This window comes from Exiguobacterium sp. s70 (assembly GCF_018618315.1).
Classification (GTDB): domain Bacteria; phylum Bacillota; class Bacilli; order Exiguobacteriales; family Exiguobacteriaceae; genus Exiguobacterium; species Exiguobacterium chiriqhucha.
In genome coordinates this window covers 77,764-92,170 of sequence record NZ_JACSLV010000005.1, presented here as the reverse complement: position 1 = coordinate 92,170, position 14,407 = coordinate 77,764, and the positions used below count along the sequence as shown (strand labels likewise).

Genomic DNA, 14,407 nt, shown 5'->3' with positions numbered 1-14,407 from the left:
GGGTGTTCATCTGAAAAGGAGGGGAAGTTGGTGCAGAACTTCCTTCCTACACGTTTAGTATAAATCAGATTTGAAACCGCTTCCGTTTTAGATATTGCATTTTTGTGAACGTTTTCACGTTATTCGATGGCATTAATGATTCCAAGACCGATGACGGACAGTAACACGATCAGCACAAAAATAAAGACCATCTCATTCGGGGAGCGAAACCCCTCATATAGTTCTACCGCCTCGTCGACGATGACATTCTCGTGGATCACAATCGGTTCTTCTGTATCCGCTTGAGCCACGAGCGGCGTCCCCGCCAACAGCACTACTATCAACCACAAGCCTGTCAAATATCGCATAGTCGTCTCCTCGGTTCGTTTCTTTACATCAATTATAGCATGTCGATTTCAAAGTCATGACACGGTTTTCTTCGTTCCCCCCCAGTTAAATAATTCTCACACCCATTTCCGTTTAAAAGATCTGGTTTTGTTTTTTTCGATTCAGTTTGATACAAACCTATTTCTGAAGCCATTCTCCTGTTTTTTTTAAAACGGTACTCTCAGGAAAATGCCTTAAATTCATCCCTATTTTAACCAAATAATGTTCATCATTTTAATACGAGCATTTTAAAGTGGTAACGCTTACAATTTAAGGGTGTTCCAATAAATGTAGAAAGTAGGTTGCTTTCATGAAGCACACCTTTATCGTCAAAGAAAGCCGACAACTCAAGCCCCATGAACGGTCCATGCTCCACTCTCTCTATCCAGCAGGTCAACTTCCACATCTTTTCTGTCTGCCTGCCGACTGCTACCACTATACTGGATGGTTTCGTAACAAGCCAGTCGCCGCTGTCACAGTTGACTGCAAGGATTTCAAAACCTCGCATTTGATTCGCTTGAGCGACACCACTTGCAAAAATCGCATGATGTTAAGCGGTTTAATCGATCAGGTCTTGTTCCAACTTCGATTAGAGGTTCGTCACAACACAACGGTTTCGGTAACTCTCCCAACTGACGCACCAGGCAATTTGTTGAATGGTTTCAAGGACATTGGATTTCTTCCCCACCTCGAGGCGACGTCGTTTGAGTTCCCTTTCGTTCCGTACACAAAAACAACTTTTGACCAATGGCAATTTTGTATAGAGTATCCGGAGACGCATGGAGATTGGTTACGAAAACGAAATCAATATTTCTGGCTCTTGCCTGGAGCCGTGCCCCTTACGGCTCGGGCACTTGATATGCTCCATCGAAGGCAAACAATCTTTTATTCGTTAAAATGGAAAGGAACCGTGGTCGGTACGATGTACGGCGAGATTAAGCAAGGTCGATTGTACCTCCACGAGTTGCATATCGTTGGCCAAAAAGAATTTACTCAAGAAGGCATCTCATTTTTTCAGCAATCATACTATGATAAATTTAAAAAGACAGAATTGATGAGTGTCACTGCCACTTCGATGCAGACACACGTCCTACACGCTTTATACGAGCAAGGTGCGCGTCCAACGCCATCATCCACTTATACATTATTGAAGTACTTGACCCCAGCGCGAACGGATTAATAAAAAAACACGAAACGTCCGCGGTCCGTCAATCAGACTCGTTCGTTTCGTGTTTTTATTCGGCAGCGTTTGTCGAATCCATCGCGAGCGGTGGCATCTTTTCAAAGAGATCGGTCCGAAGACCCGTATCACGTCGGTCCAACGATTCAATCCGGTCGAACTGAATTTCACGATCCGTCACACTGAACCAGTACGTGATGTGGGGCTCGTCTGTAAACCGCAGGGCGTAGTTCGAACCGTTCAAGTGAAAGTCCACTTCTGTGGATAGAAGTTCAGATGGGCCAATTTTTTTATGGGTCGTCAAGCGTTCCAGAACGACTTGCTCTTCATTGATCCGATAGTCGACAAACGTCGCAAGTGAGAGTCCAAACACAAATGACACCAGCGCGAACGCGCTGACCAATCCAAGAGTGATCTTACCGTTCATTTCGCCGTCCCTCCCTCTTTTAGTATATCGGATTCCGACAAAACGTTGTGAAGTGACAATTTGTTCAAGTTTCGTCAAACTAGAGCGAGAGGAGGGAACAACCATGCACATTGACCATACCGGAATCGCCGTCCGTGACTTAGACGAGGCGATCACATTTTACACGACCGTTCTACAAGGAAAGTTGGTCGACCGTTATACGAACACAGCCATCGGCGTCGAGACGGAGATTGCCGTCATCCACGTGGGTGACGACGTAATTGAACTGTTATTGCCGACGAGTCCGACCAGCCCAATCGCTCGCTTCATGAAAGCGCGTGGTAAAGGTGTTCACCATGTCGCCTATCGCGTCGAGGATTTGGACGAGTCAATCGAGTCACTTAAACGTGATGGTGTAACTTTTTTAGAGGACACGTTGCGGACGACGGCCAAAGGCCGGCGCCTCATCTATATGGACCCCCGTCATTCCGGAGGCGTCATCGTCGAACTATGTGATTATCCAACAATAAAGCAGTGAGGGCTCCCCTCACTGCTTTTGTAATGCCTGTTCGATGATATCCCGGTTCTTCGTTTTCAATCGTTCGTTATGGGATGATACCATTGCGGTTTTCGTCGCGTCCGGATCGATGAACGTTTTCGCTCGGTTGACAGCGTTGGCCGCATCTTGGAAAGCACCCGCAATCAGATGGACTTTCCCTTCATGCGTCAAAATGTCGCCCGCTGCGTATAGACCTGGCACCGACGACTCACTGCTCGCATTGCCTTTCACGTAAAAATCGTTCACCATCTCGACTTGAAGCTCACATTCCCCGAGAAGCGCTGTATCCTGCTCATACCCATGATTGATGACGACCTCGTCCACTTCCACAACCTCGCGGGCGCCTGTTCCGCAATCGACGAGAGCGACGGCATGAATCGTCGTCCCGTCCCGGGAAATTAAATCCTCGATTTGCGTATGCAATCGACAGTCGACGCGTCCACAGAAGAGCTTATCGACTTGCGACTCGTGTCCTTTAAGCGCCTCTTTTCGATACGTCAAAATGACACGCTCGGCAATCGGTTCAAGCTCGTTGGCCCAATCAATCGCACTGTTGCCGCCACCCGAAATCAACACTGTCTTCCCTTTGAACGCCATGAGCGATTTGACCGTATAGTGTAAGTTGGAGACCTCAAAGCGCTCCGCTCCACTAATATCAATTTTCTGCGGTTGCAGGATACCACTTCCTGTCGCGACAATGACCGTTTTCGATCGATGTTGCCCGTGCGTCGTATCCAATACGAAATGGCCATCGTGATCTTTCGTCATCGATTCGACCTTTTCTCCGAGCACGACGGTCGGGTCGAACGTCAAGCCTTGTTCTACCAGTTGTTCGATGAGTCGAGCCCCGGTCGTCGGCGTGACACCCCCGACGTCCCAAATCATCTTCTCTGGATAGACATGGATTTTCCCGCCGAGATGCGGTTGAAACTCAATCAATTTCGTTTTCATCCCCCGCAATCCGCTGTAAAACGTCGCATATAGCCCGGCCGGTCCGCCTCCAATAATCGTTACGTCATATAGGTCCTGTTCGCTCATCGTCCTCACCCTTCCTCAAAACTCCTGCGCCATTGATTCTCATTCTCATTCACTATACCGCGAATTAGACCGCTCGACAATCTATTTTGACATCAAACAAACATTGACACGATGTGTCGCACTTGCTATAGTAAACTCGATATTGAGAATCATTATCACGGGCGTCATTTACGGAAAGGGGAATCCATCATGTCACGGATACATACGACGGATATCGAGGTCGGATATGGGGACAAGACGATTGTAAAACAATTGAGCTTGTCGATTCCCGACCATAAAATCACGACGATTATCGGACCGAACGGTTGTGGAAAATCGACGCTCTTAAAAGCGATGACACGGATTCTTTCTCCATCTGCTGGCGCTGTGCATTTAGACGGGGCCGACATCGCGAAATGTAATACGAAAGAGATTGCCCGTAAAATGGCCATCTTGCCGCAAACGCCGGAAGGCGCCGGCGGCTTGACGGTCGGCGAACTCGTCTCCTACGGTCGATTCCCTTATCAGTCCGGATTTGGACGCCTCTCGAAACATGACCAGGAAGTCATCGATTGGGCACTCGATGTGACCGGGACGCTCGCTTATAAAGACCGCAGCGTCGACGCCCTGTCTGGGGGACAACGTCAACGCGTGTGGATTGCGATGGCACTCGCCCAAGAGACCGATTTAATCTTCTTGGACGAACCGACGACTTACCTTGATTTGGCCCATCAGCTCGAAGTGCTCGAACTGCTCGAAACGCTCAATCGAGAGCAAGGGCGGACCATCGTCATGGTGCTCCACGATTTGAACCAGGCCGCTCGCTTTGCCGATCATATCGTTGCGATGAAAGACGGCGAGGTGCTCGCGACCGGTTCGGCTGAGGAAGTCATTTGTCCGCTCGTGCTCAGACAAGTGTTCCATATCGATGCCATCATCGGGCGTGACCCCCGGACCGAAAAACCGATGTGCCTCACTTACCATTTGATTAAAGATGAGCTAAAAGAAGCGCCCCCTGCCCAGCAGGCCGCCGCAACCTTGCTTGCCAATGCCCGTTAGGCTTTCTCGACGTCCCGCACATCGCGAGACGTTTTTTCGATTCCTGCACGTTAGTGAGGAGGAAGACACGGGTAATACATCGAAGGTATTGAAAAAGGAGGCACGTTATGGATTGGCTCGATGGATTATTTGTTCTCACCTCGGTCGCTTGGCTATATGAAATTTGGCGATACCGAAACCGGTCCGAACCTACCGATGGTGCCAGTGAGCACGCTAGTTTTTATATCGTCTCATTGATGATGGTTACCGTATTCGCTATCTCGATCGGACTTTCTGTTTGGACCGATACACGTCAGGCCACACTGCAACGCCTGCTCGGCCTGAGCGGGTTCATCGCCGGTGTCTCACTTCGCTATTGGGGCATCCGACAATTGCGCCATCAGTTCACCCGCCACGTCGTCGTCCGGCCCGCGGATGAGCTCGTCAGTTCGGGACCGTATCGTTATTTACGCCACCCCCTCTACACGGGGCTCTTATTTATCACGTTCGGATTTTCACTCTTTTTCGCACCTTGGACGATTGCTCTCGTCGGTACATGTTTGATGAGTCTCGCTCTCTTATGGCGCATCCATATCGAGGAGAAAATGTTGACATCTCACTTCGGTGTGACGTATCAGACGTGGGCCAAGTCACGTAAACGCTTGATCCCGTTCATTTATTAAGCAAAAAACATGCACGCTCGTCTTCATTGACGGGCGTGCATGTTTGGTTAAACGGAGAAACGTCCAAGTAGACGGACGATGATGAATCCAGCGAAGAACGAGAGGACACTGAGTATCCACATGATTGTCGTGTCCGGCAGACCTGGGAATACGACCGCAAGCGAGCCGATGACCAACCCGATGATGACCGAAAACGTCATGCCCGGAAAATGACCGAGCAAATAGCGAATCACTTTACTGCTGACGATAAAACCGACGGCCACTCCAAGACCGACGATGCCGATAATGAGCAGGTTCAAGTTCGACAACGCGCTGATGACGGTCGGATACACCCCGATCAAAAGCAATACGAATGAGCCACTGATTCCCGGCAACAACATCGCCATACTGCCGAGCCATCCTGAGAAGAACAAGAGAATCGTCGTCCCTGTCGAGAGTTCCGTGATGATCGCCGTATCTGCTGGTTTGATGATCGCCATGCTGGCCACAAGAATCGCCCCGATGACCATCGCGACGATATGTACCGGTCGCATGACGGCTCTCGTTCGAAATTCAAAGAAGAGCATCGGGATAATCCCGAGAATCAATCCGATGAAAAAGAACTGGGTCGGTTCATAATATTCGAGCAAGAGGAACTCAATCACGCGGCTGAGTCCTAAAATCGCCCCTGCCATCCCAATCCCGAGCGGAATCAAGAACAACAAGTGCTGTTTCCAATGCCGACTGAAGATACCGCTGATGGCTTCAATCAAACGGTCATAAATTCCTAAAATGACTGCAATCGTCCCGCCGCTGACGCCAGGAATCAAATCACTCGTTCCCATCGCGATGCCGCGCAACATATTCTTCCACTCCATACACAATCTCCTTTTTCTCTCTCAATGTGATCAAGCCTATAGTATAGCCGAGTCCCGATCGGTTTGCATCGGTTTCGTGACGTGTTCAGGCGTTCTCGCTTACCGTAAACGTCATATAATCGAACCGTCCCCCGGATATCTCAATCTCTTTCTCTTTCATAAAGCCGAGACGTTCATACAATCGACCTGCTGCCGGGTTCGTCTGATCGACGTTGAGCGTGACGCGAGGAATGTTCATGGCACGCGCATGAGCAATCGCCTGTTGAATCAAGCCCGTCCCAATCCCGCGTCCGCCGAACGTCGCGTCGACGGCGACCGAGTCGATATACAGGACGTCGCCTTCCGTTTCGACATCCAAATCGTCGGGCTGACCGTTTGTCCGGAGCCAAGCTTTAATCGGTTCGTCGAGCATTGCCGCCTGCTCGCCGTGATACGCAATCAGGATGCCTGCAATCGTCGCATCGGATTCGGCCACCCATATGTTCTCGTAGCTCAAGCGGTTGCCAGGCTGACCAATCCACATCGCGAGTCGATCGAGCACGTGCTCTTGATCGGATGTGCCGGTCAATGAATAGGCGATTTCATGAATCGCCGTATAGACGAGCGGTGCAATCTGCAACTGATCGTCCGGTGTCGCTTTTCGAATATTCATCATTATCGCCTCCACTCAACAGTCTAGCATAAAGCTGTCCACAAAGGGTTTGTCAGTTCGTGAAGTGTGGGATGATAGAAACAAAAGGGAGGAATGCATGATGAAAGCAATTTTGACTGGTATGAACGGGACCGTCGCCCCCGTCGTCGCCGAGACGTTAACGCGGCATGGCATCGAGCCCGTGGCCTGGGACCGAACGAAAGTATCGACCACAGATGAGGCCGAGATGCGACGTTTCATCGAATCGGTGCGTCCGAACTACTTTCTTCATATCGGGATGGGTGCCGTCGAATGGGCCGACACGCTAGCTCGGCTATGCGGAGAATATAAGATTCCATTTCTCTTCACGAGCACCGTCTCGGTGTTCTCTGACAACGTGACAGGGCCAATCACACCGGACATGCCTCCTGACGCGACCGATGAATACGGGGCTTATAAGCGGGCCTGCGAAGAGACGATTGCCCGGACCAATCCTGGTGCCCAAATCGTACGGCTCGGTTGGCAAATCGGGCATCGTGCCGGTTCGAATAACATGATGGATTATTTCGAGAACGAGATGAAACGACATGGCGTCATCGTCGCGAGCGCTCACTGGTACCCGTCTTGCTCGTTTTTGGAAGACACGGCCGATGCCTTGTTCGAGATTTTGACGAAGCGAGGGCCCGGGCTGTACCAATTGAACGGCAATTCGAGTCACTCTCTGTATGACATCGTGATGGCGCTCAAAGAGTCACATGATACATCGTGGCAAATCGAACAGACTGATGAACCGAAACGTGATAATCGAATGGTCGATACGAATATCACGATTCAACCGATTACCAAACGGCTAGCGTTACACACGAAATGAGTCGCCCGCGGGCGACTCATTTATTAGTTCTTTCGAATCTGATTCAGCACGAAACGGCTCTTCGGTAAACTCGGCAAATCGACAAAGCTATAACTGAGGTCTTGCGGCGGCACCTCGTAACGGTAACGTGTTAGGAACACGTCGATCGTCTCACGCATGATTGCAATCGTCACATGCTCTCCCGCACAGCGGTGTCCGAAATCGACATCCCCGCCGCCTTGCGGAATGAACGTGAACGGACTTTCCGTCCAGTCTTTGAACCGATCGGGGTTGAATGTATCCGGTTCCGTCCACAAGGAAGGGTCATGATTCGTCCCATATAAATCGAGCAAGACGAGCGTCCCTTCTTCGAACGTAAATTCGTTCCACGCGAAATCTTGCTTGACCCTCGCAGCGGTCACGGGGAAAAATGGATAAAAGCGTCTCACTTCTTGAACGAACCATGTCGGTTCGGTCTCACCACGCGCCAATCGGTCCCGCGCTTCCGGAAATTGGTGGAGCGCCAATACAGTGAACAACACATAAATCGAGACAGCCACGGTCGGGCGCAATATATTGATTACTTCGACAGCAACGACGTCGGCCGGAAGCAGATGACCCGCTTCATCCCGATGCCAAGAAAATTCATATAACGCCGTTTGTTCGTTTGGGAGAAGCCGGTTCGTCCGCACTTCTTCGACCATGCCACGCACCCACGCCTCGGCCGAGGAGCGGGCCGCTCGCCCCCGAACATGTTTTGGTCCGAGGGCAGTCCCAGATTCAAATAACAATTTCATCTCGTCCGTCCGACGCGCTACTTCGCTTTCATGGAGCGGGACCCCGGCCCATTCACAGACGGCCCGCATGAGAACTTCTTGCGCCGTGTCATAGAGCACCGTCTCGTCAGCTGCCGCGTCGAGCGCCCGTTCCCACTCCCGGCTGACCAGCTTCGTTAACCGCTTGATATTTTGTGGGAACATGAGCGCCATGAACATCTGTTTGCGATGTGTATGGGCCGAGCCGTCTAACGTCTGCACACCATCCTCACCGAATAGTGTTTTCAGCAACCGTTTCGGTGCCGCATCTTTGCGCACGAACTTGTCCGCGTCATAAAACAAGGCTGCCGCCTCGCCGCCTCCGAGACAGATGACGCGTTCGCCGAGCAAGCGTGTTTCAAACAGAGTGGATTGAAAGCTCTTCCGACGGTTCGGGACGTATAAGTATCCTTCCCGCAGAAACGCCAGACTATGGTCTAGCCCTTCCTCTTTCGGAATCGGTCGTGTCATCGTCATCATCCTCTCCATCTTTTCTATAAAGGATGTTCCCCTGTTCCTAGCGAACAAACCTATAGGGAAAGGAGGAAATGAAATGCTATCTTTCATCTTGACGTTCCGGCGCATGTTCCGTGGGATTTGGCGTGGCTTGAAGGATGCGGAGTTTCAAGTCTTGTTCAGTCTCGCCTTCCTGACCATCCTCTCCGGGACACTGTTCTACTCACGCTTCGAAGACATGCGTTGGCTCGATGCCCTGTATTTCAGTGTCGTCACACTCACGACAATTGGCTATGGGGATTTTGTCCCGACGACCGATATCGGCAAAGTGTTCACGATCGGCTATGTCATCACGGGTGTCGGCATCATGGTCGGTTTCATCACGAAAGTGTTCGACCATCTTCAACAAGCACGGCTCGAAGAGGTTCGCAAACGCAATACGCCACCGTCCCCGTAAGGATGGTGGCGTATTGGTTTAAGAAGCTTTTCGATTTCGATTTTCGAGTTCGAGCTGTTGATTGAATCGCTTCGTCTCGGCAATGACGACACCCGACAAGAACAGTAAGCCAATCAAGTTCGGGATGGCCATCAAGCCGTTGAACACGTCCGAGAGCGCCCAAACCAAATTGAGGTTCGTCGTCATCGCACCGAGACCGGCGACGAGAACGAACGCAATCCGATAAGGAAGAATCGATTTTTGACCGAACAAGTAATGAATCGACCGTTCCCCGTAGTATGACCAGCCGAGCACCGTCGAATAGGCGAACATGACGAGTCCGATCGTCACGATATAACCGCCGGCCGGTCCAAGGAATTGCTCGAACGTCGCCGTCGTCAATTCGACACCCTCGAGGCCCGATCCGATTTGACCGCCCATGACGAGCGTGATTCCCGTGACAGAACAGACGATGAGCGTATCGAGAAACACTTGCGTCATCGAGACGAGCGCCTGACGTCCCGGCATATCCGTTTTAGCAGCCGCTGCGGCAATCGGCGCCGAACCGAGACCTGCCTCGTTCGAGAAGACGCCGCGCGCCACACCGTAACGAATGGCGGCCCCGATGGCTCCGCCACCGATCGCTTCGGCACTGAACGTGCTGCTGAAGATGAGGGCGATGGCATCCGGAATGAGCGTATAGTTCATCACCATAATCAACAATCCGCTGCCGAGATAAAAGACGATCATGACTGGTACGAAGTAACTGACGACGCGACCGATTGATTTGACACCGCCCAAGATGACCGCACCTGTGAAAATCATAATCAAGATACCGGAGACATACAACGGCACGTCAAAGGTCGTCTTGAGCGCCATCGCGACCGAGTTCGTCTGCACCCCGTTTCCAATCCCAAATGCCGCGAGCGAGGCGAATCCTGCGAATGCGACGGCGAGCCAACGTTGCTTCAAGCCACGTTCTAAGTAATACATCGGCCCCCCAGCCATTTGTCCGCGTTCATCGGTCACCCGATATTTAACGGCGAGCACAGCTTCGGCGTATTTCGTCGCCATACCGAAAAATCCGGATACCCACATCCAGACGATCGCCCCCGGTCCACCGAGCACGACCGCGGTCGCAACCCCGACGATATTCCCCGTACCGACGGTTGCTGCGAGCGCCGTCATGAGCGCTTGGAAGTGACTGATATCCCCTTTCGATGTTTTGTCTTGATTTTTAGAAAACGCGAGCTTCAATGCGTACGGCAACTTCGTGACTTGAAGTCCCCCGAGCCGTACCGTCAAGTAGATGCCTGTCCCCACAAGCAAAATCAATAACGGTGGTCCCCACACAAAGTTCGAAATCGTACCGATGAGTTCACTGAACGATTGACTCATATTGAATTCCCCTTCCCCTTATGTAATCGTACCCCTCTATTTTTTCAGAATACTTAGAAGATTGTCAAAAGTATTGTAATAAAACAACGATTTGATTTTTAAGCTGTATCTAAAACAGCGAGCCGCCGGTTAGACGTCTCGCTGAGAAGGGGGTTTTTCACGTTGTAAAGGGGCGCGCCAATCAAATTCATCCGGCACGTAGTCGAGTCCGCCTGAATGAAACGGTTGGCACCGCATTAAGCGGCGAGTCGTCAAATACCCACCTTTAAGGGCACCATGCTTTTCAATCGCCTCGATTCCATAGTGCGAACACGTCGGATAAAAACGGCAAGTCGGCGGTTTCAACGGCGAGATGAACCGTTGATACCCTTGAATCCCCCGCACTAACACTCGTTTCACTCTCATCGCCTCCAGTTTGATTACTGCCATAATAGCTTGCCCGGGCCAGCTTGTCATCTATGGTGCATGCGACAATCAAATGACAAATCGCTCATCTTTTTTTCCTTTGTTTTACAATTTGAGCACGATGGGCGCTATTTGTTGCGTCATTTGTTATGATAAGCAACATGTATACGACCGAATCTATATGAAGAGGTGACGAGAATGAATATTTTAATGGTAGGTGCAGGATCGATGAGTGAGTCACTCGTACGCGGATGGCTTGCCTCAGGTGTGTCGCCTGAACAAATCACGATGACGAACCGGAGTGATCGGACACGTTTGACAGCGTTACAGGCCGAGCTCGGCGTGCAAATCGTCGACGAAGAGGATGTCAACGCGTATGACATCGTCGTCCTCGCGATGCAACCGGACGGGGTCATTCCTTACGTGCAATCTAAAACGTGGAGCACACCGCTCCTCGTCTCCGTAGCAGCTCATATCGAACCGAGCGAGATTGAAGAGGCGTCAGGTCTCCCTGCCGTCTGCGCGATGCCGAATACCCCAGTCGCTTATCGGAGCGGCATGACCGGACTCTGGTTCGGCCCAGAGACCGATGATACGGTCCGCGAAACCGCGACGGCGCTGTTTGAACGCGTCGGACGGACGGCCGTGACGGATGCGAAGACGATGTCCGCCTTCATGGCTGCCGCTGGATGCAGTCCCGCTTTCTTTTATGAAATCGTCGGTTCGATGACGCCCGTCTTGACCGATGCCGGTTTCGATGAAGCGACGGCGCGCCAAATCGTCGCCCAGGCGATGAAAGGATCGGCTGAACTGTTGCTTCACGAGACACGCCCGACGAACGACTTGATTGCGGACGTGGCCGCGCCAGACGGTCCGACCGACCGCGGTGTCGGTGTGCTTCGCTCGCGCGATTTAGCAGACGTCATGGCTTCTGCCCTTCGCGAAAGTGCGAGAGAAGAAGTCGAACAACCGAAGAATTGAAAAAATCCGAGAAACGCATCGCGTCTCTCGGATTTTTTATTGGACGATATGTAAAATCGAGACGATGACCGCGACCATCAAGATTCCCGGCAATAAGTTCGCGACGCGAATCCGCGTGATGCCGACCAAATTTAAACCGATTGCGACGATCATGACACCACCGGTCGCCGTCATCTCTAAAATAAAGTCATCCATGAGCGACTCCGGGATGAACTTCATGATTTGAATAGCGAGCAAGGCGATTGCCCCTTGGTATAAGAGAACCGGGACAGCCGAGAACATGACCCCGATGCCGAGCGTCGAGCTGAGGACGAGTGCCGTGAAACCGTCAATCAATCCTTTCGTATAGAGGACGTCATGATCCCCGCGTAATCCGCTGTCGAGCGCGCCGATGACGGCCATCGCCCCAATGACGAAGATGAGCGTCGCCGTGATGAAGCCCTCGGCGATACTTGACTTGCTCTTGCCCCCGAGGCGGCGTTCCAATTGATAGCCGACCTCGTTCAACTTCTCATCGAGCTTCCACCATTCGCCGAGTGCGGCCCCGATGACGAGACTGCCGATGACGATTAAAAAGTTCTCACTTTTCATCCCCATTTGAACGCCAAGCAAGACGACGGCGAGACCGATGGCTGCGGTGACCGTCTCTTTCATTCGTTCGGGGATGCGGTGAAACAAGAGTCCAAGTAATGTGCCAATCACGATCAACGCCGCGTTGACGATTGTTCCGGTTAAGACCATCGTATAATTCCCCGTTTCTGTATGTATTGAGAGGAATATACCAACTGTTTATGTAGGCTGTCAATTGAAAGAAAAACAAAAAAAAGCCACTTCTCGCAAGAAGTGGCGTCGCGGAAACCCACGTTCCTATGGGTTTCGCATCGGGTTTGGCACCCAAGTGATTCTGACTGGGCTCGAACCAGCGACCTCTACCCTGTCAAGGTAGCGCTCTCCCAGCTGAGCTACAGAATCAGGTCGTGTCCTCTCTTAAGGACACTATTAATATATCAAGAAACTAATGCCTTGGCAACTGTTTTTTAAAACTTTTTTTTACTTTTTTTAACGCGTCATTTCTTCCCGTTTCATATGGCGGCACAACCGTTCTAAATCACCGGCATATACCGAGACGAGCATGCCTTGATATTCGGTATCCCGATCCCAATGCAGTCCGTTCGCTTTCGCGACCCGTTGCGATGGGACGTTATCCGGATGAATCAAGGAAATGATCTCTTTCTCACCTTCTTCGAACGCATGACGCATGAGACGAGCCGCTGCCTCGCGTCCGTAGCCCATATGCCAATGCTTCGGCGCCAACCAATATCCGACTTCAAGTTCAATCGTGCCGTCGAGTTCATGGAGCAACGTGCCGGCATGACCGATTGGCTCGTCATTTTCATGCGACATCAATTTGAGCAACCCGGTTTGACGACCCGTCTGATAGCGGGCCAACTGGCGCTCGAACCATTCGATCGTCTGTTCATCCGTATATGGCTTTCCATCCGGGCTAATGAAACGCATCACGCGCGGATCTTGGAGTAGCGATTTCACGAAATAAAAATCAGCAATCGTGTAAGGTTCGAGTCGTAGACGCTCGGATTGCAGTTTGATATGACTCATCGTCCCCGCCCCTTTCGTTCACAGTCTGAACTATTCAATTCCCGTTTTTATTCGAAGCTAATCCTGATCACGCGACAACTTTTAATCCGATGACACTCCCGATAATAAGCAATAAGAAGAAGATACGCCACCGGTCCCGCGATTCGTTCAAATACAGCATGCCGAGCACGACGCCGCCGGCCGCCCCAATCCCGACCCAAATCGAATATGCCAGCCCGAGCGGGAGCGTCTCGAGAGAGCGCGACAACAAATAAAAACTTAAGGCAAACGTTCCGACGGACAAGATCGACCATTTAACAATCTGATAGCCTTTCGATTTTCCCATCCAAAAGACCGCCATCATCTCGGCAAGACCCGCGCCAATCAAAAATACCCAACTCATGCCGATTCTCCTCCTGTCACTTGTTTCAGTCCAATCACACCGATGAGGAGCGTCGCGATAAAGACGAGCTTCATGCCGGTCAGCGCCTCATCGAACAAGACTGCACCGACGATGACCGTTCCGACGGCCCCGATGCCGGTGAACACTGCATAACCGGTCCCGGCCGGTAACGTCCGGAACGACATCGCCAACAACCCAAAGCTCACAACTAATAAGAGAACGGTCACCACGCTCGGACCGAGCACCGTGAAGCCGTTCGACAGTTTCATCGTCGTGGCCCAGACGATTTCAAGCAGGCCGGCTAGAATGAGCCAAACCCAGGCCATTTGA

The 14,407-nt window shown here is 51.4% G+C and carries 19 protein-coding genes and 1 tRNA gene; 7 read left to right on the top strand and 13 right to left on the bottom strand.

Annotation, left to right across the window (positions count from 1 at the left end; genetic code table 11):
* Window positions 1–119: 119 nt before the first annotated feature.
* On the bottom strand, window positions 120–347 hold the full coding sequence (locus tag KNP84_RS11915) for a hypothetical protein (RefSeq protein ID WP_251131238.1): 228 nt from the start codon (window positions 345–347) through the stop codon (window positions 120–122).
* A 329-nt stretch (window positions 348–676) separates the two neighbouring features.
* Here KNP84_RS11915 and KNP84_RS11910 point away from each other — a divergent pair, with 329 nt between their 5' ends.
* A complete protein-coding gene (locus KNP84_RS11910; RefSeq protein WP_215114855.1) occupies window positions 677–1,546 on the top strand; it encodes a hypothetical protein in 870 nt (289 codons plus the stop codon).
* Window positions 1,547–1,601: 55 nt separating this feature from the next.
* On the opposite strand, the gene KNP84_RS11905 is transcribed toward KNP84_RS11910, so the two are convergent.
* Entirely contained in the window at window positions 1,602–1,973 is a 372-nt protein-coding gene (locus KNP84_RS11905; RefSeq protein WP_021065273.1) for a hypothetical protein, read from the bottom strand.
* Between the two features lie 103 nt (window positions 1,974–2,076).
* Here KNP84_RS11905 and KNP84_RS11900 point away from each other — a divergent pair, with 103 nt between their 5' ends.
* Window positions 2,077–2,490, top strand: coding sequence for a VOC family protein (locus KNP84_RS11900; RefSeq protein ID WP_021065272.1), 414 nt, complete (start codon window positions 2,077–2,079; stop codon window positions 2,488–2,490).
* Between the two features lie 9 nt (window positions 2,491–2,499).
* Here KNP84_RS11900 and KNP84_RS11895 read toward each other — a convergent pair whose 3' ends face one another.
* Window positions 2,500–3,549, bottom strand: coding sequence for an NAD(P)/FAD-dependent oxidoreductase (locus KNP84_RS11895; protein WP_215114854.1), 1,050 nt, complete (start codon window positions 3,547–3,549; stop codon window positions 2,500–2,502).
* Window positions 3,550–3,738: 189 nt separating this feature from the next.
* Here KNP84_RS11895 and KNP84_RS11890 point away from each other — a divergent pair, with 189 nt between their 5' ends.
* Window positions 3,739–4,587 carry an ABC transporter ATP-binding protein gene (locus KNP84_RS11890; protein WP_215114853.1) on the top strand — a complete coding sequence of 283 codons (849 nt, stop codon included), beginning with the start codon at window positions 3,739–3,741 and terminating at the stop codon, window positions 4,585–4,587.
* 107 nt (window positions 4,588–4,694) lie between these two features.
* On the top strand, window positions 4,695–5,249 hold the full coding sequence (locus tag KNP84_RS11885; protein ID WP_021065269.1) for a methyltransferase family protein: 555 nt from the start codon (window positions 4,695–4,697) through the stop codon (window positions 5,247–5,249).
* A 47-nt stretch (window positions 5,250–5,296) separates the two neighbouring features.
* Here the strand turns inward: KNP84_RS11885 and KNP84_RS11880 are convergent, their stop codons facing one another.
* Window positions 5,297–6,106 (bottom strand): DUF368 domain-containing protein, encoded by an 810-nt coding sequence (locus KNP84_RS11880; protein WP_021065268.1) that lies wholly within the window; start codon window positions 6,104–6,106, stop codon window positions 5,297–5,299.
* 85 nt (window positions 6,107–6,191) lie between these two features.
* Window positions 6,192–6,758 carry a GNAT family N-acetyltransferase gene (locus KNP84_RS11875; RefSeq protein WP_251131237.1) on the bottom strand — a complete coding sequence of 189 codons (567 nt, stop codon included), beginning with the start codon at window positions 6,756–6,758 and terminating at the stop codon, window positions 6,192–6,194.
* A gap of 100 nt (window positions 6,759–6,858) precedes the next feature.
* On the opposite strand from KNP84_RS11875, the gene KNP84_RS11870 reads away from it, so the two are divergent.
* Window positions 6,859–7,608 carry a sugar nucleotide-binding protein gene (locus tag KNP84_RS11870; protein ID WP_215114851.1) on the top strand — a complete coding sequence of 250 codons (750 nt, stop codon included), beginning with the start codon at window positions 6,859–6,861 and terminating at the stop codon, window positions 7,606–7,608.
* Between the two features lie 23 nt (window positions 7,609–7,631).
* Here KNP84_RS11870 and cypC read toward each other — a convergent pair whose 3' ends face one another.
* Entirely contained in the window at window positions 7,632–8,882 is a 1,251-nt protein-coding gene (cypC, locus tag KNP84_RS11865; protein WP_353049110.1) for a CYP152 family fatty-acid peroxygenase CypC, read from the bottom strand.
* 73 nt (window positions 8,883–8,955) lie between these two features.
* Between cypC and KNP84_RS11860 the strand changes: the two genes are divergently transcribed.
* Window positions 8,956–9,315 carry a potassium channel family protein gene (locus KNP84_RS11860; protein WP_021065264.1) on the top strand — a complete coding sequence of 120 codons (360 nt, stop codon included), beginning with the start codon at window positions 8,956–8,958 and terminating at the stop codon, window positions 9,313–9,315.
* 18 nt (window positions 9,316–9,333) lie between these two features.
* Here the strand turns inward: KNP84_RS11860 and KNP84_RS11855 are convergent, their stop codons facing one another.
* Complete coding sequence (locus tag KNP84_RS11855) at window positions 9,334–10,692, bottom strand: alanine/glycine:cation symporter family protein (RefSeq protein WP_021065263.1); 1,359 nt, start codon at window positions 10,690–10,692, stop codon at window positions 9,334–9,336.
* Window positions 10,693–10,821: 129 nt separating this feature from the next.
* Complete coding sequence (gene yidD / locus KNP84_RS11850; protein WP_082665786.1) at window positions 10,822–11,097, bottom strand: membrane protein insertion efficiency factor YidD; 276 nt, start codon at window positions 11,095–11,097, stop codon at window positions 10,822–10,824.
* 198 nt (window positions 11,098–11,295) lie between these two features.
* On the opposite strand from yidD, the gene KNP84_RS11845 reads away from it, so the two are divergent.
* Window positions 11,296–12,078, top strand: a complete 783-nt coding sequence (locus tag KNP84_RS11845) for a pyrroline-5-carboxylate reductase family protein (RefSeq protein WP_029596075.1) — start codon at window positions 11,296–11,298, stop codon at window positions 12,076–12,078.
* A 36-nt stretch (window positions 12,079–12,114) separates the two neighbouring features.
* Here KNP84_RS11845 and KNP84_RS11840 read toward each other — a convergent pair whose 3' ends face one another.
* The 5 genes from KNP84_RS11840 to KNP84_RS11820 form a co-directional block, all read right to left on the bottom strand.
* Window positions 12,115–12,819 (bottom strand): DUF554 domain-containing protein, encoded by a 705-nt coding sequence (locus KNP84_RS11840; protein WP_021065260.1) that lies wholly within the window; start codon window positions 12,817–12,819, stop codon window positions 12,115–12,117.
* 158 nt (window positions 12,820–12,977) lie between these two features.
* Window positions 12,978–13,050, bottom strand: a tRNA-Val gene (locus KNP84_RS11835).
* Window positions 13,051–13,137: 87 nt separating this feature from the next.
* Window positions 13,138–13,695, bottom strand: a complete 558-nt coding sequence (locus KNP84_RS11830) for a GNAT family N-acetyltransferase (RefSeq protein WP_029596076.1) — start codon at window positions 13,693–13,695, stop codon at window positions 13,138–13,140.
* 67 nt (window positions 13,696–13,762) lie between these two features.
* A complete protein-coding gene (locus tag KNP84_RS11825; protein WP_021065258.1) occupies window positions 13,763–14,077 on the bottom strand; it encodes a DMT family transporter in 315 nt (104 codons plus the stop codon).
* Entirely contained in the window at window positions 14,074–14,403 is a 330-nt protein-coding gene (locus tag KNP84_RS11820; RefSeq protein WP_029596077.1) for a DMT family transporter, read from the bottom strand. The genes KNP84_RS11825 and KNP84_RS11820 overlap by 4 nt, the downstream gene beginning before the upstream one ends.
* Window positions 14,404–14,407 lie beyond the last annotated feature (4 nt).